Below are 19,202 nucleotides of genomic sequence, written 5' to 3'. Positions count from 1 at the left end.
GAGGAGCAGCCCATGCTGCGCACGATGATGACCTCCAAGATCCACCGGGCCACCGTGACCCAGGCGGACCTCCACTACGTCGGGTCGGTGACCGTCGACCAGGACCTGCTCGACGCGGCCGACCTGCTGCCCGGCGAGCTCGTGCACATCGTCGACGTCACCAACGGCGCCCGCCTCGAGACGTACACGATCGCCGGCGAGCGTGGTTCCGGCGTCATCGGGATCAACGGTGCGGCCGCGCGCCTCGTGCACCCCGGCGACACCGTCATCCTCATCGGCTACGGCCAGATGGACACCGCGGAGGCCCGCGAGCACCAGCCGCACGTCGTGTTCGTCGACGGCGACAACAAGATCCTGGCCACGGGGTTCGACCCGGCCGAGACCTTCGGCGACCAGTCGCTGCAGCGTGGTGACGCGGTCGCTCGGTAGCCTGCGCGAATGACATCGCACGGGCCGGTCCCGGCCCGCCTCCGCGCGCCGGCGCCCGGCTGGACCACGCGTGCCGACGTGGTCGTCGTCGGGTCGGGCATCGCCGGGCTCACCGCCGCGCTCCGGATCCACGCCGCCGACCCCTCCCTGCACCTGCTGGTCGTCACCAAGGACGTCCTCGCCGCGGGCTCCACGCAGTGGGCCCAGGGCGGCATCGCCGCTGCTCTCGGCCCCGGCGACACCCCCGAGCAGCACGAGCACGACACGCTCGTGGCCGGCGCGGGGGCCTGCGACGTCGAGGCCGTCCGCGTGCTGGTGACCGAGGGGCCCGACGCGGTGCGCGAGCTGATCGCGCTCGGCACCCAGTTCGACCACCACCCCGACGGCGAGCTGTCGCTGACCCGCGAGGGCGGCCACCTGCGCGACCGCATCGCCCACGCCGGCGGTGACGCCACGGGCGCGGAGATCCAGCGGGCGCTGACCGCCGCGGTCGAGCGCGCGCCCGAGATCGAGGTGATCCAGCACGCCCTGGCCGTCGACCTGCTCCTCGCCCCCGACGGGGGTGTCGCCGGCCTGACCCTCCACGTCCTCGGCGAGGGCCAGCGCGACGGCGTCGGGGCGGTGCACTGTCGGGCGGTCGTGCTCGCCTCCGGCGGCCTCGGCCAGGTCTTCAGCCAGTCGACCAACCCGAGCGTGTCCACCGGCGACGGGATGGCCGTCGCGATGCGTGCCGGGGCCCGGCTGCGCGACCTGGAGTTCGTCCAGTTCCACCCGACCGTCATGTGGCTCGGCCTCGAGTCGGAGGGCCAGCAGCCGCTGATCTCGGAGGCGGTGCGCGGCGAGGGCGCGTTCCTCGTCGACTTCGAGGGCGACCGGTTCATGCAGGGACAGCACGAGCTGGCCGACCTCGCGCCCCGCGACGTCGTGGCCAAGGCGATCACGCGCCGGATGATCGAGACCGGCCGACCGCACATGTGGCTCGACGCCCGACACCTCGGAGAGCCGTTCTGGGAGCGGCGCTTCCCGACCATCCTGCGGGTCTGCCGCGAGCACGGCGTCGACCCCGTCACCGAGCTCATCCCGGTGGCGCCCGCCCAGCACTACGCCTCCGGCGGCGTCGCCACGGACCTGTGGGGCCGTACGAGCGTGCCGGGCCTCTACGCGACCGGCGAGGTCGCCTGCTCGGGCGTCCACGGCGCCAACCGCCTCGCGTCCAACTCGCTGCTGGAGGGGCTGGTGTTCTCCCGGCGCATCGCCGACGTGCTGCCGGGCGAGCTGCGTCCGTGGGCCGTGCCCGCCCCCGACGAGCGACCCGAGGGGCTGGTCGCGGGCGAGCGCCGCGTGGAGATGCAGGACGTGATGACCGCCCGGGTCGGTGTGCTCCGGCACGCCGAGGGCCTCGCCGAGGCGCTGGCCTTCCTCGCCTCCCTCGACCACGGCGACGACGAGGTGGGGCCCGCGGCCTGGGAGACGACCAACCTGCTCACCGTCAGCACCGCGCTGGCCGAGGCGGCGGCGCTGCGCACCGAGACCCGCGGCTCGCACTGGCGCGAGGACCACCCCGAGCGCGACGACACCAGGGCGGGCCACGTCGACTCGTGGCTCGAGGCCGACGGCACCGTCGCGGTGCAGTGGACGTACGCCCCCTCCACCGATCCCTCGACAGCGGAGGCGCTGGCATGACGACCCTGGCTGACGTCCCGCAGGAGCTGCTCGACGAGCTGGCCGCGTCCGGGCTCGACCCGGCCCACGTCTGGGACGTCGTCGCCCGGGCGCTCGCGGAGGACCTCCCGGACGAGCCGCGCGTCGACCCCACCAGCGAGTCGACGATCCCGCCCGACGTGCGCGCCGAGGCCGTCTTCGCCGCCCGCGAGGACGGCGTCGTGGCGGGCCTCGCCGTCGGGGCCGTCGCCTTCACGATGGTCGGTGCCGACGCCACCGTCACCGACCGCCTCCCCGACGGCACTCGCGTCGCGCGCGGCGACGTGGTCATGCGGGTCGAGGGGCTGACCCAGCGGATGCTCGTCGCCGAGCGCACCGCCCTCAACCTCGCCTGCCACCTCTCCGGGATCGCGACCGCCACCTCGCGGTGGGTCGACGCGCTGGCCGGCTCCCCGACGCGGGTGCTCGACACCCGCAAGACGCTGCCCGGCCTGCGCGCCCTGCAGAAGTACGCCGTGCGCTGCGGCGGCGGCGTCAACCACCGCCACAGCCTGCAGGACATGGCGATGGTCAAGGACAACCACGTCCTCGCCGCCGGGGGAGTGCTGCCGGCGCTCGAGGCGATCCGCGGCCGCCACCCCGGCCTGCCGGTCGAGGTCGAGGTGACCACGCTCGACCAGCTCGAGGAGCTGCTCGCCCTCCCCGAGCCGCCCGAGCGGGTCCTGCTCGACAACATGGACGACGCGACCATGACCGAGGCCGTACGCCGCACCGCCGGCCGCGTGCCGCTCGAGGCCAGCGGCGGGATCACCCTCGAGCGGGCCGCGCGGATCGGCGCGACCGGCGTCGACTTCGTCTCGGTCGGGGCGCTGACGCACTCGGTGGTGGTGTTCGACATCGGCATGGACCTCGTGGGGGAGTGAGGCCATGACCCTCCTCGCGGCCGACATCGGCAACAGCCACACGTTCGTGGGCCTGCTCGACGGTGACGAGGTCACCGCCCACTGGCGCGTCAACAGCGACGAGCGCCGTACGGCCGACGAGTGGTCGATCGTGATCCGCGGGCTGCTCGGCGAGCGCATCGACGACGTCGACGGCATCTCGGTGTGCGCGACCGTCCCGGCCGTGCTGCACGAGTGGCGCGAGATGCTCGAACGACACTTCGGCGACGTCCCCTCGATCGTCGTCGAGCCGGGCGTCCGCACCGGGATCCCCGTGCTGATGGACAACCCGCGCGAGGTCGGCACCGACCGGATCGTGAACTCGCTCGCCGCCGCGACGCTGTACGGCGGCCCGGCCATCGTCGTCGACTTCGGTACGGCGACCACGTTCGACGTGGTCAACGCCGCCGGCCAGTACGTCGGCGGCGCGATCTCGCCCGGCATCGAGATCTCGCTGGAGGCCCTCGGTCGCCGCGGCGCCCAGCTGCGCAAGGTCGAGCTCGCGAGGCCGCGCTCGGTCATCGCCAAGAACACCGTCGAGGCCCTGCAGAGCGGCATGGTGTTCGGCGTCGCCGCGCAGGTGGAGGGCCTGGTGGCGCGGATGATCGCCGAGCTCGGCGAACCGGCCGATGACGTCACGGTGATTTCGACCGGGCACCTGGCGGCACTTCTCGTCGACGATTGTTCGTGTTTCACCGAGCATTCCCCGTGGTTGACCCTGCAGGGCCTGAGGCTCGTTTTCGAGCGCAATTCCTGAATTGTCGCGTCAGGGGTTTCCTGACTTCTTTTGGCGCCTTTGCCGCATTTCTGCAACACTCCTTTTCGATCCCGTCGGAAAAGCAAAGGAAAAGACCATGGCACAAAAGGTCAACATCGTTCTCGTCGACGACCTCGACGGCACCGAGGCCACCGAGACGGTGACGTTCGGGCTCGACGGCACCACCTACGAGATCGACCTCAACGACGCCAACGCCGCTGCGCTGCGCGAGGCGATGAGCGGCTACGTCGGGCACGCCCGCAAGGTGACCGGCGGCGCCCGGCGCACCCGCAAGGCCGCGAGCGGCTCGTCGTCGTCCTCCAACACCAAGGACGTGCGCGAGTGGGCCAAGGCCCAGGGCATGGAGGTCTCCGAGCGCGGCCGCATCTCCGCCGACGTGCAGCAGGCGTACGACGCCGCACACTGACCGCCGCACACTCCTGTAACGCCGGGTTACGGGCTGTACCCACCCCCTTGCATGGGGGTGGGTACAGCCACCAACCCGGCGTTGCAGCGTCCGGGCCGTTCGCTGTCAGCGGACGCACTGGTCGCTGGGGTGGGAACACGTAGGCTGATCCCGGGCGTTGAGCCCAGTGTCCGCACCCCGGCCCCGTGCCGGACCCGCGGACCACGCAGACGCAGAGGAGCGCACATGTTCGAGCGGTTCACCGACCGAGCCCGGCGAGTTGTCGTGCTGGCCCAGGAAGAGGCCCGCATGCTCTCCCACAACTACATCGGGACCGAGCACATCCTGCTCGGCCTCATCCACGAGGGCGAGGGCGTCGCCGCCAAGGCCCTCGAGTCCCTCGACATCTCCCTGGAGGCCGTGCGCGCCCAGGTCGAGGAGATCATCGGCCAGGGCCAGCAGGCCCCGTCCGGCCACATCCCGTTCACGCCGCGCGCCAAGAAGGTGCTCGAGCTCTCGCTGCGCGAGGCGCTCCAGCTCGGCCACTCCTACATCGGGACCGAGCACATCCTGCTCGGCCTGATCCGCGAGGGCGAGGGCGTCGCGGCCCAGGTCCTGCAGAAGCTCGGCGCCGACCTCAACCGGGTCCGCCAGCAGGTCATCCAGCTGCTGAGCGGCTTCCAGGGCAAGGAGTCGGCCACGGCCGGCGCCCAGACCTCGGGGTCCGGTGGCGAGGCGCCGTCGAGCTCGCTGGTCCTCGACCAGTTCGGCCAGAACCTCACCCAGGCCGCGCGCGAGGGCAAGCTCGACCCGGTCATCGGCCGCGAGCAGGAGATCGAGCGCGTCATGCAGATCCTGTCGCGCCGCACGAAGAACAACCCCGTCCTCATCGGTGAGCCCGGCGTCGGCAAGACCACGATCGTGGCCGGCCTCGCGCAGGACATCGTCAAGGGCAACGTGCCCGAGACGCTCAAGGACAAGCAGATCTACACGCTCGACCTCGGTGCGCTCGTCGCCGGTTCGCGCTACCGCGGTGACTTCGAGGAGCGCCTCAAGAAGGTCCTCAAGGAGATCCGCACCCGCGGCGACATCGTGCTGTTCATCGACGAGATCCACACCCTCGTCGGTGCGGGCGCGGCCGAGGGAGCGATCGACGCCGCCAGCATCCTCAAGCCGATGCTGGCCCGCGGCGAGCTGCAGACCATCGGTGCCACCACGCTGGATGAGTACCGCAAGTACCTCGAGAAGGACGCCGCGCTCGAGCGCCGCTTCCAGCCGATCCAGGTGCAGGAGCCCTCGATCGCGCACACCATCGAGATGCTCAAGGGCCTGCGCGACCGCTACGAGGCGCACCACCGTGTCACCATCACCGACGAGGCCCTGGTCTCGGCGGCGACGCTGGCCGACCGCTACATCTCCGACCGGTTCCTGCCGGACAAGGCCATCGACCTCATCGACGAGGCCGGTTCGCGACTGCGCATCCGCCGGATGACCGCCCCGCCGGACCTGCGCGAGTTCGACGAGAAGATCGCCGACGTGCGCCAGCGCAAGGAGGCCGCCATCGACGGGCAGGACTTCGAGGCCGCGGCCCGCCTGCGCGACGAGGAGAAGCAGCTCTCCGCCCGCCGTGCCGAGCGCGAGAAGCAGTGGCGCGCCGGCGACCTCGACGAGATCGCCGAGGTCGACGAGGAGCTGATCGCCGAGGTCCTGGCCGTCGCCACGGGCATCCCGATCGTCAAGCTCTCGGAGGAGGAGTCCACCCGCCTGCTCAAGATGGAGGACGAGCTCCACAAGCGCGTCATCGGCCAGGAGGAGGCCGTCAAGGCGCTCAGCCGCGCGATCCGTCGTACGCGTGCCGGGCTCAAGGACCCCAAGCGTCCCGGCGGCTCGTTCATCTTCGCCGGCCCGTCCGGCGTCGGAAAGACGTGGCTGTCCAAGACGCTCGCCGAGTTCCTCTTCGGCGACGAGGACGCGCTGATCCAGCTCGACATGAGCGAGTTCTCCGAGAAGCACACGGTGTCGCGCCTGTTCGGCTCGCCCCCCGGCTACGTCGGGTACGAGGAGGGCGGCCAGCTCACCGAGAAGGTGCGCCGCAAGCCGTTCAGCGTCGTGCTCTTCGACGAGGTCGAGAAGGCGCACCCCGACATCTTCAACAGCCTCCTGCAGATCCTCGAGGAAGGCCGCCTGACCGACTCGCAGGGCCGCGTGGTCGACTTCAAGAACACCGTCATCATCATGACCACCAACCTCGGTACGCGTGACATCTCCAAGTCCGTGAACCTCGGTTTCGGTCAGACCGGGGACGCCGCCGGCTCCTACGAGCGGATGAAGAGCAAGGTGTCGGAGGAGCTCAAGCAGCACTTCCGTCCCGAGTTCCTGAACCGTGTCGACGAGATCGTGGTCTTCCCGCCGCTGTCGCGCGAGCAGATCATCGCGATGGTCGACAACATGATCGACGCGGTGGAGCTGCGCCTGAAGGACCGCGACATGTCGCTGGAGCTCACGCAGCCGGCCAAGGACCTCCTGGCCGAGCGTGGCTTCGACCCGGTGCTCGGTGCCCGGCCGCTGCGTCGCACGGTGCAGCGCGAGATCGAGGACGTGCTCGCCGAGAAGATGCTCTTCGGCGAGGTCGGCCCCGGCCAGATCGTGCTGGTGGACGTCGAGGGCGAGGGCGTGGAGGCGAAGTTCACCTTCAAGGGCCAGAAGAACTCCGCTGTCCCCGACATGCCGCCGCTCGAGACGGTCGTCGAGGGCCCGACCGGCGACGGTCCGGACGACTCCGCTGGCCCGACCGACGTCCCGAAGTCCAACGAGGCCTGACCGGGCGCTTCCTGCCCGTCCTGAACGCCGACCGGGCGCTTCCTGCCGCAACACGGGCAGGAAGCGCCCGGTCGCTGCGTGTGACGGGCACGAAGCGCCCGGTCAGCGGGGCAGCGCCCAGCGCCCCGGGGTGATCTGGGTCAGGAGCCCGTCGGCGACCAGGCCGGCGAGGCAGCGCTCACGCTGCTCCGTGGCCGGCCACGCCGCCTCGACCCGGGCGGACGACACGGAGTCCGCCTCGCGGGCCAGCGCCATGATGCGGCCCCGGCACTGCCGGTCGGTGCCGGCCCACGCCTGGCCGCGGCGCGGCGGTCCCTCGTACGCCGGGAAGCCGGCCGCGTGCCACGCGCAGAGGTCCGCCACGGGGCACGACCCGCAGGACGGCTGGCGCGCGGTGCACACCAGCGCACCGAGCTCCATCGTCGCCACTGCCCACGTGGCGGCGGTGGCCTCGTCGTCGGGGAGCAGGCCGGTCGCGACGTCGCGCTCGGCGCGGGTCACGGCCGGGGCGGGGAACTCCGTGCCGGTGACCGTCCGCGCCAGCACGCGGCGCACGTTGGTGTCGAGCACGACGTGGCGCTGGCCGAAGGCGAAGCTCGCGATCGCCGAGGCGGTGTAGTCGCCGACGCCCGGGAGCGCGAGCAGGTCGTCGTACGACGGGGGCACCGCGCCGTCGTGCCGGTCGACGATCGCCACGGCAGCGGCGTGCAGTCGCAGGGCACGGCGGGGGTAGCCGAGCCGTCCCCACATCCGTACGGCCTCGCCGGTGCTGTCGGCCGCGAGGCCGGCCGGTGTCGGCCAGCGCTCGAGCCAGGCGGCGTGCACCGGCAGCACACGCGCGACCGGGGTCTGCTGGAGCATGAACTCGCTGACCATCACCGACCACGGGGTGGCCGACCCTCCACGCCACGGCAGCTCGCGGGCGTGGACGTCGTACCAGTCGAGCACGGCGTCGTGCAGCGCACGGGGGTCAGGGGCGTCCATCGCCCGCGATCGTAGGTGAGCCGGTGCGCCTCCGCCGAGACGGGCCGCCGGCTCCCTACCCTTAGCGCATGGCGACGACAGTACGACCTCGGGGGCCGCTGCCGGCCCGGGTCTACTGGACCCGGCGCCTCGTGGTGCTCGGCATCCCGCTCCTGCTCGTCGTCGTGCTTGCCCGCGTGCTCGGCGGGTCGTCGGACGCGCGGGACGACGCGAGCGGCACGGCCACGCAGGCTGGTGCCGCCGTCGAGACCACGCCCGCCCCGACCGCCGGGCCGACCGCGCAGGTGGCTCCGGGCACGGGGAAGAAGGGCAAGAAGGGCAAGAACCGCGAGAAGGACCAGGTCCCGGTGGAGACCGTCCCGCCCGAGCCCGTCCTGGCCGAGCCGTCCGGCCCGTGCGAGCCCTCCGACATCGTCGCGACTCCCGCGATCACGTCCGCCGCCGGCGGGGCGGACATCCCGATCACGATCAACCTGCGCACCGTGGTCACCGAGGCCTGCACGTGGCAGGCGTCTCCGGAGACGATGACGGTGACCATCACGTCCGGCAGCGACGACATCTGGAGCAGCCGCGAGTGCCCCGCCTCCATCCCCCCGCAGGACGTCGTGGTGCGCCAGGCCGTCGACGCTCCGGTGGTGGTCACCTGGTCGGCGCGGCGCTCGGACGAGGGCTGCACGAAGTGGACCGACTGGGCGCGGGTCGGGTTCTACCACGTGCAGGCGGCCGCCCTGGGCGGACTCGGCACCGACGTGCAGTTCGAGCTGACCCCCAGGCAGCCCGAGGTGGTCACCCAGACGGCCGAGCCGCAGCAGAAGGCTGACAAGTCGAAGGACGGCGACACCTCGCACACCCCCGGTGAGGACGGCGCGGGCAACTCCGCCGGCTGAGGTCGTCGGCAGTGGGGCCCTTCGGCCCTGCCGCCGCTCCCGTCCCAGCGGGAGGATGGAGGTGTCCGAGGAGGTGGGGTCATGAGGACCCTCGAGAAGCGCGACGTCCTGCCCGGCGCGGACGTCGCCGCACCCGTCACCCTGGCGCTGGGTGTGCTGTTCGCGCTGGCCGTCGCCTTTGCGTACGTGCTCAGCCTCGCCGATGGCGTGAACCCACCCGACTGGGTGCGCGTGGTCGGGTTGGTGTGGCTCCCGCTCGGGATGGCCGGCGTGCCGATCGGCTACTACTGGTCGCGCGGCGGCGCGCAGCGACGTCTCGCCGAGGTCGGGTTGGCGCTCGGCGTGGTCGGCGCCGTGGCTTTCGCCGCCCTCGTGATCGCGGTGGGGTGAGGACATGACGACCGATGTCCGCCGCGGAACGGATCCGCGGGCCTACGTCGCCCGGGCCTGGTGGTCGCTGCTCGGGTTCGTCGTGACCTTCGGGCTGGCCTTCGCCATCGGCGAGGGCATCGCCAGCGCGCTGGGCCACCCGCCGGGCGGCTCCCAGCCCGCCGAGCTGTGGGTGATGCTGGTCGCCTCGGTGCCGGCGCTGGTGGTCTTCGTGCTGCCGGCCGTGGCGGCCGTGCACTTCGGGCGCCGCGCGATGCAGCTCGGCGACCCCCGCGGCCGCTATCCCGCGGTGGTGGCGATCGTCGTCGCGGGCGGCTTCGTGCTGCTCAACGTGGTGTCCGGGGTCGGGGTGCTGCTGTCCCGGTGAGCGCTGCGTGTCTCAGATGTAGCGCTCGGTGATGCTCGACTCGGCGAGGCGGGAGAGTCCTTCGCGCACGCTTCGCGCGCGCAGCTCGCCGACTCCCTCGACGGTCTGCAGGTCGTCGATGCCGGCGGAGAGCAGCTGCTGGAGGCCGCCGAAGTGGTCGACGAGCCGGTCGACGACGGCGGCGGGCAGCCGCGGCACCTTGGCGAGCAGCCGGTAGCCGCGGGGGGCGACGGCCGCGTCGAGGTGCTCGGCCCCGCCGAGGCCGATCGCGCGCGCGACGGACGCGGGGTCGACGAGCTCGGTCGGCGACAGCGCCTCGAGCTCGGCGAGGTGCGAGGCGGGGCTCGCGTGGCGGCGGCGACCGCCGGGGAGGTAGTCGCGCACCACCAGCTCGCGCTCGGCGTCGACGCCGGTGACGAGCTCCTCGAGCTGCAGCGACAGCAGCCGGCCGTCGGTGCCGAGCTCGAGCACGTAGTCCTCGATCTCGCGGGCGATCCGGATCACCATCTCGAGTCGCTGGGCGACGACGGCGACGTCGCGCACGGTGACGAGGTCCTCGATCTCGAGGGCCGACAGCGTCGCCGAGACCTCGTCGAGGCGCAGCTTGTAGCGCTCGAGCGTCGCGAGGGCCTGGTTGGCGCGGGACAGGATCTTGCCGGAGTCCTCGAGGACGTGGCGGATGTCGCCGACGTAGGCGGCGATGATCTGCATCGACTGCGACACCGAGATCACCGGGTGCCCGGTCTGCTTGGCCACGCGCTCGGCCGTCCGGTGCCGGGTGCCGGTCTCCTCCGACGGGATCGTGTGGTCGGGCATCAGGTGCACCGCCGCACGGTGGACCCGGGTGATGTCCTTGTCGAGGATGATCGCGCCGTCCATCTTGGCCAGCTCACGCAGACCGGTGGCGGTGAACGGCACGTCGAGGGTGAAGCCGCCGGTGGCGATCGACTCGACCGTCTTGTCCTGGCCGAGCACGATCAGGGCGCCCGTACGGCCCCGCAGGATCCGCTCGAGCCCGTCGCGCAGGGGCGTGCCCGGTGCGATCGAGGCCAGGGTCGCGCGCAGCCGCAGCTGCTCGTCGATGCGCTCTGCCACCGGTTCCCCTCCACCTGCTGTCCTTGTGCGCCCCCGGTGCGCCCCGGTGAAGTGTAGGGGTGCGCCGCGCTCCTGCGCTGATTCCGTTAGGAAGCCGTGACCTGGACCATCGGTCGTCTACAGCGGCGGCGTGAGGTCGAGGGTCAGCAGCGCACCGACGACGTCGTCGACCTCGACGACGCGCAGGCCGTCGACCATCCGGCGCGACGGGATGCCCCGCTCGCTCGGCAGCGCCCGCCCACGGGGGACGACCGCGACCTTGAACCCGAGCCGGGACGCCTCGGCGATGCGCTGCGGCAGGTCGCGGACACGGCGCAGCTCGCCGGCGAGGCCGATCTCACCGATGGCCACGGCGCCGCGCGGCGGCGGGGCGCCGAGGTGGGAGCTGGCGACGGCGACGGCGAGGGCGAGGTCGGCGGCCGGGTCGTGGAGCCGGGCGCCTCCGACGGTCGCCACGAAGGTGTCGCTGCCGGCGATGCGCAGCCCGGCGTGGCGCTGGAGGACCGCGAGCACCATGTCGACGCGGGACGACTCGACCCCCGAGACCGTACGGCGGGGGCGCTCGAGGGGTGAGGGAGTCAGCAGCGCCTGCACCTCGGCGAGGAGCGGGCGGCGACCTTCCATGGTCACCGCGACGCAGGTGCCGGAGACGTCCTGGGTGTGGTGCTCGACGAAGAGGCCGGTCGGGTCGGTGACGGCCTGGATGCCCTCGGAGGACAGGTCGAAGCACCCCACTTCGTCGACCGGGCCGTAGCGGTTCTTCATCGCGCGGACCATCCGGAAGCGGGAATTGCGGTCGCCCTCGAAGTGGAGGACCACGTCGACGAGGTGCTCGAGCACGCGCGGACCGGCGATCGAACCGTCCTTGGTGACGTGGCCGACGATCATCGTGGTGATGTTGCGGGTCTTGGCCACGCGGATCAGCGCCGCCGCGACCTCCTTGACCTGCGTGACGCCGCCGGGCACGCCGTCGATGCCGGAGGCGCCGATCGTCTGCACGGAGTCGACGACCAGCAGGGTGGGACGCACGTCCTCGATGTGGGTCAGCACCGCCCCCAGGTCGGTCTCGGCGGCGAGGAACAGCTCGTCGTGCACACCGCCGGTCCGGTCGGCGCGCAGCCGAACCTGCGCGGCGGACTCCTCGCCGGTGACGTAGAGGGTGCGCTGGCGGGTCCGGGCGGTCTGGGCGGCGACCTCGAGCAGCAGGGTGCTCTTGCCGACGCCGGGCTCGCCGGCGAGCAGGATCGCCGCTCCGGGCACGAGCCCGCCTCCGAGGACGCGGTCGAGCTCGGGGACGCCGCTCGTGCGGGCCACGGACTCGGTCACCGCGACCTGCCCGATCGGCACGGCGGGCGTCGACACAGGTCCGGCAGCGGCACGCAACGTCGGTGCCCCGGCCTCGACGACCGACCCCCACGCCTGGCACTCGCCGCACCGGCCGACCCACTTCGCGGTCTCCCAGCCGCACTCGGTGCACCGGTAGGAGGAGCGGGCCCGCGCGGTCTTCGTCGACATGGGGGCAACGCTAGGTGAGCCCACCGACACCCGGGGCCTATGCTCACCGTGATTGGATCGATCTAGGGCGGTCGAGGGGGAGCAGGGCATGGCACGCAGCGAGCACCGGTCGGGCAGCACGCTGCCCGTCACCCCGCCGACCCTGGCCGACGTCGCCGAGCGCGCAGGCGTGTCTAGACAGACCGTCTCCAACGCGGTCAACAACCCCGACCTGCTGCGCCCCGACACCCTCGAGCGGGTGCGGCAGACGATCGCCGAGCTCGGCTACTCGCCCAACCGCGCCGCCCGCAACCTCCGCACCCGCACGTCCTCGCTGATCGGACTGCGCTTCGCCCCCGCGCAGGAGGGCACCGCCAACGCCGCGATGGACCGCTTCGTGCACTCGCTGGTCGAGGCCAGCGAGGAGGTCGGCTACCACGTGCTGCTCTTCCCGGGCGACGACGACGACCCGATCGGCGGCTACGAGAACCTGCTGCGCTCGACCGCGGTCGACGCCTTCGTCGTCACCGACACCTACCTCGGCAACCCCCAGGCGGCGTGGCTGAGCCAGCAGCGTGCACCCTTCGTCGCCTTCGGTCGCCCCTGGGACGACGAGGGTGCCCGCCACGTCTGGGTCGACGTCGACGGTGCCGCCGGCATCGCCCTCGCCACGCAGCACCTCATCGACCGCGGCCACACGCGCATCGCCTGGATCGGCTGGCGCAAGGACTCCCCGATCGGCGAGGACCGTCGCTCCGGCTGGGTCCGCACCATGCACGCCAACGGCCTGCCCACCACGGGCCTGGCCTCGCGGGTCGAGGACGTCGTGCACAGCGGCGCCGAGGCGGCCGCCGTGTTGCTCGACGAGTCCGCGCCCACCGCCTTCGTGTGCGCGTCGGACACCCTCGCGATGGGCGTCCTCCACACGCTCTGGATCCGCCAGCTCGCGCCCGGCAAGGACATCGCGGTGGTCGGCTTCGACGACTCCCAGGTCGCGCAGGTCTTCCCCGTCGGGCTCACGTCCGTACGCCAGCCGCTGGAGGACGTGGCGGTCGAGATCGTCCGCGCCCTGCGCGCGCTGCTCTCGCACCAGCCCGTCGAGACGCGGGGCGTCCTGCTCGAGCCGACGCTGGCGATCCGCGAGTCGAGCTGACCCCGGACGTCAACCGGTCGCGGCCCGTCGTCGTCTTCACGGGCAGAGGACCCGCCGACCCCGAGGAGAGCCCGTGGCACGACGCGACGACGACTTCGTCGAGTTCGTGGACTCCCGGTCCACGGCGCTGCTGCGCACGGCCCGGCTGCTCACCGCTGGTGACCAGCATGCCGCCGAGGACCTGCTGCAGATCGCGCTGGAGAGGGCGTACGTCGCGTGGCCGCGCATCCAGCGCAAGGGCGCGCAGGAGGCGTACGTCCGCTCGATCATGACCCGTGCCGCCATCGACCGCACCCGTCAGCGCGGCCGCCGGAGCGAGGTGGTGACCGACGACGTGCCCGACGTCGCGTTCCACCAGGTCGGGCCCGAGGACCGCGACCAGGTCTTCACGCTGCTCGCCTCGCTGTCCCCGCGCCAGCGCGCCGTCATGGTCCTGCGCTACTACGACGACCTCTCCGAGGCGCAGATCGCAGACGCGCTCGGCTGCAGCGCGGGCGCCGTGAAGTCGCACGCCTCGCGGGCGCTGGCCATCATGCGCGGTCTCACCGCCGACACCGACATCGACCTTGCAGGAGTCCAGCGATGAGCCTCGACACACAGCTCCTGGACCGCATGGCCGCCGCCGTCGCCCCCACCGTGGTGCCGCCGGGTCTGGCCCGCACCGCGCTCGTGGGCGGGCGTCGTCGCCGCCGGCGGCGCACCGGAGGGGCCCTCGCCCTCGCGACCGCTGCCGTGGTCGCCGGCTCGGTGCTGTGGCCGGGGACAGGGCCACTCGCCCGGGAGGGGCAGGTCGCCGTCGGCGGCACCGACTCGGGCAGAGCGGCCCTGAGCTGGGCGCGCTCCCTGCCGCAGGGGGAGCCCCCGGCGTTGCCGTTCTTCGGCGAGGGCGGGATCTGGAGCGACGGCCAGATGTACGACGTGCCCGACGAGGTCAACTACGCCTACCCCCCTCGTGAGGTGGCGGGCGGGTGGCTCGTCATGACCGGCCACGACGAGGGGCAGCTCGGCCTGGCCGTGATGGCTCCCGACATGTCCCTGCGCGAGCTCCCGGCCGAGACCTTCGGCGGGGGTGTCCACGACGCACGGGTCGAGGTCTCGCGCGACGGTCGTCGGGTCGCCTACGCGTCCTGGGTGGTGGAGCTCGAGACCATGGCCGTGACACCTGTCCCGCACCAGCCGGAGCCGGACGAGTCCGAGGGCTACGGGGCGACGATCCGGATGGCCGGCTTCACCGACGAGGGTCTTGTCTACGAGGGCGCGCCGTTCGACGAGGGTCGCGGCACCTACTGGCTGCTGAGGGACGACGGCTCGACGATCGAGGCGCAACCGCCGAGCGGCTGGATCGGCGATGACGTCCCCGCCGACTTCGCCGTGGACTACGAGTACGCCTCCGACGCCGGCGACACGTGCGTCACGTCGTACGCCCTCGAGGACGGGGCCTGGTCGGAGGCGGGGCATGGCTGCATGGGCCGCCGCCTCGGTGAGGCGCTCACGGTCTCGCCCGACCGACGCTGGCTCGTCACGGACGACATCCCCGAGGTGTGGGACCTGCGGGACGGCGAGTGGCGAGCCGTCGACATGCCTGCGAGTGTCGGCCAGGCGCAGATGGCCGCCCAGATGGGAGGCGTGGTCTGGGAGGACGCGGACAGCTTCCTCCTGCCGGTCTCCGATCGATGGGACGACACCGTCCCGATGGGGAAGCACTACGTCCACACCGTGCAGGTCGTGCGCTGCACGATGAGCACGGGCTCGTGCGAGCAGGCCGGCGAGGAGCAGGACGTCAGGGTGACGACCTCGATGTGGGGCACGACGGAGCTGAGGTTCGCCCGGTCCTAGAAGCGGCGCCACCACAGGTTCACGGCGTAGTCCACCTCGGTCCCGGTGTGCGAGGCGAGCGCCTCCTCCGCGACCTCCGGCGGCAGCTCGATGCGTACGACGGACTCGAGGTCCTCGCGGGAGGCGAAGGACCAGCCCATGTCGACCTGGCGACGCTGCCACCCGTGCATCGACCAGAACCGCTCGACGGCGTCGGGGTCGACCTCGGGGAAGCCGCGGCGGAACCAGGCGCCGAACGTCGAGCGGGTGGGGTCGTTGTCGATGACGTACGCGGTGCCGCCCCGGCGCACGACCCGGTCCAGCTCGCGCAGCCCCGGCTCGCTGCCGAGACCGAAGAAGTAGGCCCAGCGAGCGTGCGCCACGTCGACCGACGCGTCCGGGACCGGCAGCGCCTGCGCGGTGCCCTCGCGGACCGTCACGTGGGGGAGCGATCGCGTACGCCGGCGGGCGAGCGCCGCGAGCGGGGGATGGGGCTCGACGCCGACGACATGCGCGGCGGCGGCGGCCCACAGCGGCAGGTGGAAACCACTGCCGCAGCCGATGTCGAGGAGCGTGCGGCCGGACCAGTCGTCGATCTCCCGCATCGCCGCGACGATGCGCCCGTGCGGGTCGGCGGCGCGGTTCTCGAGCTCGTAGAGCTCCGGGGTGTTCCAGATGTTGGGGGAGGGCCTCGGCTGGTGCGCCAAGGTCAGATGCGGACGAGCCCGTTGGGGGTCTGCAGCTGGGCCGCGACGATGCCGGGGGTGCCGTTGGGAGCGACCCACTCGACCTTCACGTCCTCCAGCGGCGCCTCGACGCTGTGGCCGAGCCACTCGCTGACCCGCTGCGGGTCACCGGCGATCTCCAGGCACGCCAGCGAGAAGTCGCCGCTGGCGCCGTGGGCCGGGTGGAGCTCCGGGGAGGAGATCCACTCGATGAAGAAGGGGAGCTGGGGGTCGGACAGCAGCCCGTTGACGCCGAGCTGCTTCCAGAGCAGCTCGGTGCCGTCCGGGCGGTGCCGGTTGCCCTTGACGGCCTCGCGGCCGAGGTGGGACTCGAGGGTCGAGATGTCGTCGACGGCGACGACCCAGCCGAGCCATCCGCCGCCGAGGGCCGAGCGCGCACGCACGGCCTGTCCGAAGGGAGCCTTGTCGCTCGCCGGGTGGTCGAGCACCTCCACGATCTCCATGTAGGTGTCGCAGGCCAGCGGAAGGATCATGTTGCGGGTGCCGAAACGAGGGTGGACCCCTCCGTCGACGAACTCGGTGCCGAGCAGCCCCCCGATGCGCTGGGCGGTGCTGGCGAGTCCATCAGGTCCTGCGGCGAAGCTGACGTGGTCCAGGCGCATGACCAGATTGTGATCCCGCTGCCTGCGGGCCGTGACACCGGGGTCCGGTTCTCTTGATGTCGAGCGATCGGCGCCTGCGGAACCCGTGGCGCGCTCAGCGGGGGGCGGCCGGGTGCAGCGCGAGGGCCGAGCGGGAGCGCACGTGCGCCTCGCAGTGCCGGCTGAGCTCGGCGTACGCCTCGGGGCCCATCAGCTCGACGAGCTCGGCCTCGTGGGTGACCCAGACCGGCTCGACGGCGACGTGCGCCTCGGTGTTGCCCGAGCAGTACCAGTCGAGGTCGTGGCCGCCCGGGCCCCAGCCGCGACGGTCGTACTCGCCGATCGAGACCTCGGTGTAGGAGGTGCCGTCCTGTCGCTCGACGGTGCGGAACTGTCGGCGGATCGGCAGCTGCCAGCACACGTCGGGCTTGGTCTCCAGCGGGTTGCGGCCCTGGCGCAGCGCGAGGCCGTGGAGCGCGCAGCCCGCGCCGACGTGGCCCTCGGCGGTGGCGAAGTCGGTGCGGTTGTGGAACACGCACGCCTGCTGGCCGTCGACCTCGACGACCAGCGTCTTGCGCTCGCCCTCGTCGTCGGTCTCGACCCAGTCGGACTTCCGTACGGCGCGCCGGGGGTGCAGCTGCCAGTCGTCGGGGGTGAGCTGGGCGACGAACCCCGCGACCCGCGCCTCGTCGTCGGTGTCGGCGAAGTGTGCGCCGAGGGTGCAGCAGCCGACGTCGGGGGCGTCGGCGTAGATGCCGGCACAGCCCTGGCCGAAGATGCACATGTAGGCGGAGGTCAGCCAGGTCAGGTCGCACCGGAAGACCTGGTCCTCGTCGGCGGGGTCGGCGAACTCGACGTACGCGCGGGGGAACACCAGGTCGACTTCGGGCACTCCGCAACCCTAGTAGCGTGAAGGGCATGCGCCTGGGCGTCCTCGACATCGGATCCAACACCGGCCACCTGCTGGTGGTCGACGCGCACGGCGGCGCCGCGCCGCTGCCGGCGTCCTCGCACAAGCAGCCGCTGCGCCTGGCCGAGCACCTCGACGAGGCGGGCGCGGTCACCCCGCAGGGCATCGAGGCGCTGACGGAGTTCTGCGCGTCGGCGACGAGGATCGCCGAGGACAAGGGGTGCGAGGAGATGATCGGCTTCGCGACCTCGGCCGTGCGCGACAGCGTCAACTCCGACGAGGTGCTCGCGCACGTCGCCGAGCACAGCGGCGTGACGCTGGAGGTGCTGTCGGGGGAGGACGAGGCGCGGCTGACCTTCCTGGCCGTACGCCGCTGGTTCGGCTGGTCGGCCGGCCGGCTCGCGGTGTTCGACATCGGCGGTGGCTCGCTCGAGATCGCCGGAGGCCCCGACGAGGCGCCCGACGTCGCCTGGTCCCTCCCGCTCGGCGCGGCGCGGCTGGCACGCGCCTGGTTCGGAGGGGGCGCGCCGTCGGAGGACGAGGTCCGCGACCTGCGTCGCCAGATCCGCGCCGACATCGCCCGCGACGCCGGGCACCTGCTGCGCCCCGGCGTGCCCGACCGGGCCGCGGCCACGTCCAAGACCTTCCGCTCACTGGCGCGGATCTGCGGCGCGGCGCCGAGCGGCGACGGACCGCTGGTGCCGCGCGTGCTGGAGCTCGCGACGCTGTCGGACTGGATCCCCAAGCTGATGGCCATGTCGCCCGAGGAGCTCGCCGAGCTGCCGGGCGTCTCACCGAGCCGTACGCACCAGATCGTCCCCGGTGCGCTGGTCGCGGAGGCCTGCATGGACATCTTCGAGCTGTCCGCGCTCGAGATCTGCCCCTGGGCGCTGCGCGAGGGTGTGATCCTCGAGCGTCTCGACCAGATCTCCGTCGTCACCAGGCAGCGTTGACCATGGCCGCTCCGCTGATCGGCCTCTCGTCCGCCTCGGTCTACCCCGAGTCGACGGCGCACGCCTTCGGCTGGGCGGCACAGCTGGGCTACGACGCCGTCGAGGTGATGGTCGGCATCGACTCGCTCAGCCAGCAGGTCGACGCGGTGAGGAGGTTGAGCGAGCACCACGAGGTGCCGATCTGCGCGGTGCACGCGCCGTGCCTGCTCTTCACCCAGCGGGTCTGGGGCACTGACCCCTGGGGCAAGCTGGAGCGGTCGGCCGAGATGGCCGAGGCCGTCGGCGCGGACGTCGTGGTCGTCCACCCGCCGTTCCGCTGGCAGAAGGACTACGCGGCCGGGTTCGTCGAGGGCATCGCCTCGCTCGAGGCGCGTACGGGCATCGCCTTCGCCGTCGAGAACATGTATCCGTGGCGGGCCTCGTCGCGTCGCGGGATGGAGATGTACCTCCCCGGCTGGGACCCCAGCTCGCACGACTACGCCAACACCACGATCGACCTGTCCCACGCCGCCATCGCCCGCAGCGACGTGATCGCGATGGCCGAGCGGATGGGCGAGAGCCTGCGCCACATCCACCTCACCGACGGCACCGGGTCGGCCAAGGACGAGCACCTGGTCCCGGGGCGGGGCGTGATGGGGGCCGACGCCTTCCTGCGCCACCTCGCCGGCACCGGCTTCTCCGGCCACGTCGTGCTCGAGATCAACACGCGTCGGGCCGCCGGCCGTGACGAGCGCGAGGCCGACCTCGCCGAGTCGCTCGCCTTCGCCCGCGCGCACCTCGGCGTGACCACCCCATGAGCGGCGCCTGAGGCG

Annotated in this window: 20 protein-coding genes; 14 read left to right on the top strand and 6 right to left on the bottom strand. The window is 72.4% G+C overall.

Annotated elements, in window-relative coordinates:
- The first annotated feature begins 12 nt into the window (after positions 1 to 12).
- The 6 genes from panD (at position 13) to IE200_RS06085 (ending at position 7,015) form a co-directional block, all read left to right on the top strand.
- Positions 13 to 429, top strand: coding sequence for an aspartate 1-decarboxylase (gene panD / locus IE200_RS06110; protein ID WP_191278497.1), 417 nt, complete (start codon positions 13 to 15; stop codon positions 427 to 429).
- Positions 430 to 438: 9 nt separating this feature from the next.
- A complete protein-coding gene (locus IE200_RS06105) occupies positions 439 to 2,112 on the top strand; it encodes an L-aspartate oxidase (RefSeq protein ID WP_191278496.1) in 1,674 nt (557 codons plus the stop codon).
- A complete protein-coding gene (gene nadC / locus IE200_RS06100) occupies positions 2,109 to 3,014 on the top strand; it encodes a carboxylating nicotinate-nucleotide diphosphorylase (protein ID WP_191278495.1) in 906 nt (301 codons plus the stop codon). The genes IE200_RS06105 and nadC overlap by 4 nt, the downstream gene beginning before the upstream one ends.
- A gap of 4 nt (positions 3,015 to 3,018) precedes the next feature.
- Positions 3,019 to 3,789, top strand: coding sequence for a type III pantothenate kinase (locus IE200_RS06095; protein WP_191278494.1), 771 nt, complete (start codon positions 3,019 to 3,021; stop codon positions 3,787 to 3,789).
- 97 nt (positions 3,790 to 3,886) lie between these two features.
- Positions 3,887 to 4,216, top strand: a complete 330-nt coding sequence (locus tag IE200_RS06090; RefSeq protein ID WP_191278493.1) for a histone-like nucleoid-structuring protein Lsr2 — start codon at positions 3,887 to 3,889, stop codon at positions 4,214 to 4,216.
- Between the two features lie 225 nt (positions 4,217 to 4,441).
- Positions 4,442 to 7,015 carry an ATP-dependent Clp protease ATP-binding subunit gene (locus tag IE200_RS06085; RefSeq protein WP_191278492.1) on the top strand — a complete coding sequence of 858 codons (2,574 nt, stop codon included), beginning with the start codon at positions 4,442 to 4,444 and terminating at the stop codon, positions 7,013 to 7,015.
- Positions 7,016 to 7,117: 102 nt separating this feature from the next.
- On the opposite strand, the gene IE200_RS06080 is transcribed toward IE200_RS06085, so the two are convergent.
- Positions 7,118 to 7,999, bottom strand: a complete 882-nt coding sequence (locus IE200_RS06080) for an A/G-specific adenine glycosylase (RefSeq protein WP_191278491.1) — start codon at positions 7,997 to 7,999, stop codon at positions 7,118 to 7,120.
- 68 nt (positions 8,000 to 8,067) lie between these two features.
- On the opposite strand from IE200_RS06080, the gene IE200_RS06075 reads away from it, so the two are divergent.
- From IE200_RS06075 to IE200_RS06065, 3 genes are all read left to right on the top strand, one after another.
- Positions 8,068 to 8,886, top strand: a complete 819-nt coding sequence (locus tag IE200_RS06075; protein WP_191278490.1) for a hypothetical protein — start codon at positions 8,068 to 8,070, stop codon at positions 8,884 to 8,886.
- 81 nt (positions 8,887 to 8,967) lie between these two features.
- The gene (locus IE200_RS06070; protein ID WP_191278489.1) at positions 8,968 to 9,276 is read left to right on the top strand and encodes a hypothetical protein; all 309 of its coding nucleotides are present in this window, start codon (positions 8,968 to 8,970) and stop codon (positions 9,274 to 9,276) included.
- 4 nt (positions 9,277 to 9,280) lie between these two features.
- On the top strand, positions 9,281 to 9,643 hold the full coding sequence (locus IE200_RS06065; RefSeq protein ID WP_191278488.1) for a hypothetical protein: 363 nt from the start codon (positions 9,281 to 9,283) through the stop codon (positions 9,641 to 9,643).
- 12 nt (positions 9,644 to 9,655) lie between these two features.
- Here IE200_RS06065 and disA read toward each other — a convergent pair whose 3' ends face one another.
- On the bottom strand, positions 9,656 to 10,738 hold the full coding sequence (gene disA / locus IE200_RS06060; RefSeq protein ID WP_229856170.1) for a DNA integrity scanning diadenylate cyclase DisA: 1,083 nt from the start codon (positions 10,736 to 10,738) through the stop codon (positions 9,656 to 9,658).
- A gap of 117 nt (positions 10,739 to 10,855) precedes the next feature.
- Positions 10,856 to 12,253: a DNA repair protein RadA gene (gene radA, locus IE200_RS06055; protein WP_191278487.1), complete on the bottom strand. Its 1,398-nt coding sequence runs from the start codon at positions 12,251 to 12,253 to the stop codon at positions 10,856 to 10,858.
- A gap of 88 nt (positions 12,254 to 12,341) precedes the next feature.
- On the opposite strand from radA, the gene IE200_RS06050 reads away from it, so the two are divergent.
- The 3 genes from IE200_RS06050 to IE200_RS06040 all read left to right on the top strand — a co-directional run bounded on the left by IE200_RS06050 (position 12,342) and on the right by IE200_RS06040 (position 15,221).
- Positions 12,342 to 13,385 carry a LacI family DNA-binding transcriptional regulator gene (locus IE200_RS06050; RefSeq protein WP_191278486.1) on the top strand — a complete coding sequence of 348 codons (1,044 nt, stop codon included), beginning with the start codon at positions 12,342 to 12,344 and terminating at the stop codon, positions 13,383 to 13,385.
- Positions 13,386 to 13,458: 73 nt separating this feature from the next.
- Positions 13,459 to 13,971 carry a SigE family RNA polymerase sigma factor gene (locus IE200_RS06045; protein WP_191278485.1) on the top strand — a complete coding sequence of 171 codons (513 nt, stop codon included), beginning with the start codon at positions 13,459 to 13,461 and terminating at the stop codon, positions 13,969 to 13,971.
- Complete coding sequence (locus tag IE200_RS06040) at positions 13,968 to 15,221, top strand: hypothetical protein (protein ID WP_191278484.1); 1,254 nt, start codon at positions 13,968 to 13,970, stop codon at positions 15,219 to 15,221. Before IE200_RS06045 ends, IE200_RS06040 begins: the two co-directional genes overlap by 4 nt.
- Here IE200_RS06040 and IE200_RS06035 read toward each other — a convergent pair.
- The 3 genes from IE200_RS06035 to IE200_RS06025 all read right to left on the bottom strand — a co-directional run bounded on the left by IE200_RS06035 (position 15,218) and on the right by IE200_RS06025 (position 17,419).
- On the bottom strand, positions 15,218 to 15,907 hold the full coding sequence (locus IE200_RS06035; RefSeq protein WP_229856169.1) for a class I SAM-dependent methyltransferase: 690 nt from the start codon (positions 15,905 to 15,907) through the stop codon (positions 15,218 to 15,220). The genes IE200_RS06040 and IE200_RS06035 overlap by 4 nt on opposite strands.
- Before the next feature lie 2 nt (positions 15,908 to 15,909).
- Positions 15,910 to 16,548 (bottom strand): VOC family protein, encoded by a 639-nt coding sequence (locus IE200_RS06030; protein WP_191278483.1) that lies wholly within the window; start codon positions 16,546 to 16,548, stop codon positions 15,910 to 15,912.
- Between the two features lie 94 nt (positions 16,549 to 16,642).
- Positions 16,643 to 17,419, bottom strand: a complete 777-nt coding sequence (locus IE200_RS06025; protein ID WP_191278482.1) for a hypothetical protein — start codon at positions 17,417 to 17,419, stop codon at positions 16,643 to 16,645.
- Between the two features lie 26 nt (positions 17,420 to 17,445).
- Here IE200_RS06025 and IE200_RS06020 point away from each other — a divergent pair, with 26 nt between their 5' ends.
- Positions 17,446 to 18,390 (top strand): Ppx/GppA phosphatase family protein, encoded by a 945-nt coding sequence (locus IE200_RS06020; RefSeq protein ID WP_191278481.1) that lies wholly within the window; start codon positions 17,446 to 17,448, stop codon positions 18,388 to 18,390.
- A gap of 2 nt (positions 18,391 to 18,392) precedes the next feature.
- Positions 18,393 to 19,187 carry a sugar phosphate isomerase/epimerase family protein gene (locus IE200_RS06015; RefSeq protein ID WP_191278480.1) on the top strand — a complete coding sequence of 265 codons (795 nt, stop codon included), beginning with the start codon at positions 18,393 to 18,395 and terminating at the stop codon, positions 19,185 to 19,187.
- The last annotated feature ends 15 nt before the right edge of the window (positions 19,188 to 19,202 follow it).

This window comes from Nocardioides flavus (ex Wang et al. 2016) (genome assembly GCF_014653115.1).
Classification (GTDB): Bacteria; Actinomycetota; Actinomycetes; order Propionibacteriales; family Nocardioidaceae; genus Nocardioides; species Nocardioides flavus.
The sequence above is the reverse complement of the archived record's forward strand: the minus strand, read 5'-3'. Positions and strand labels throughout refer to the sequence as shown.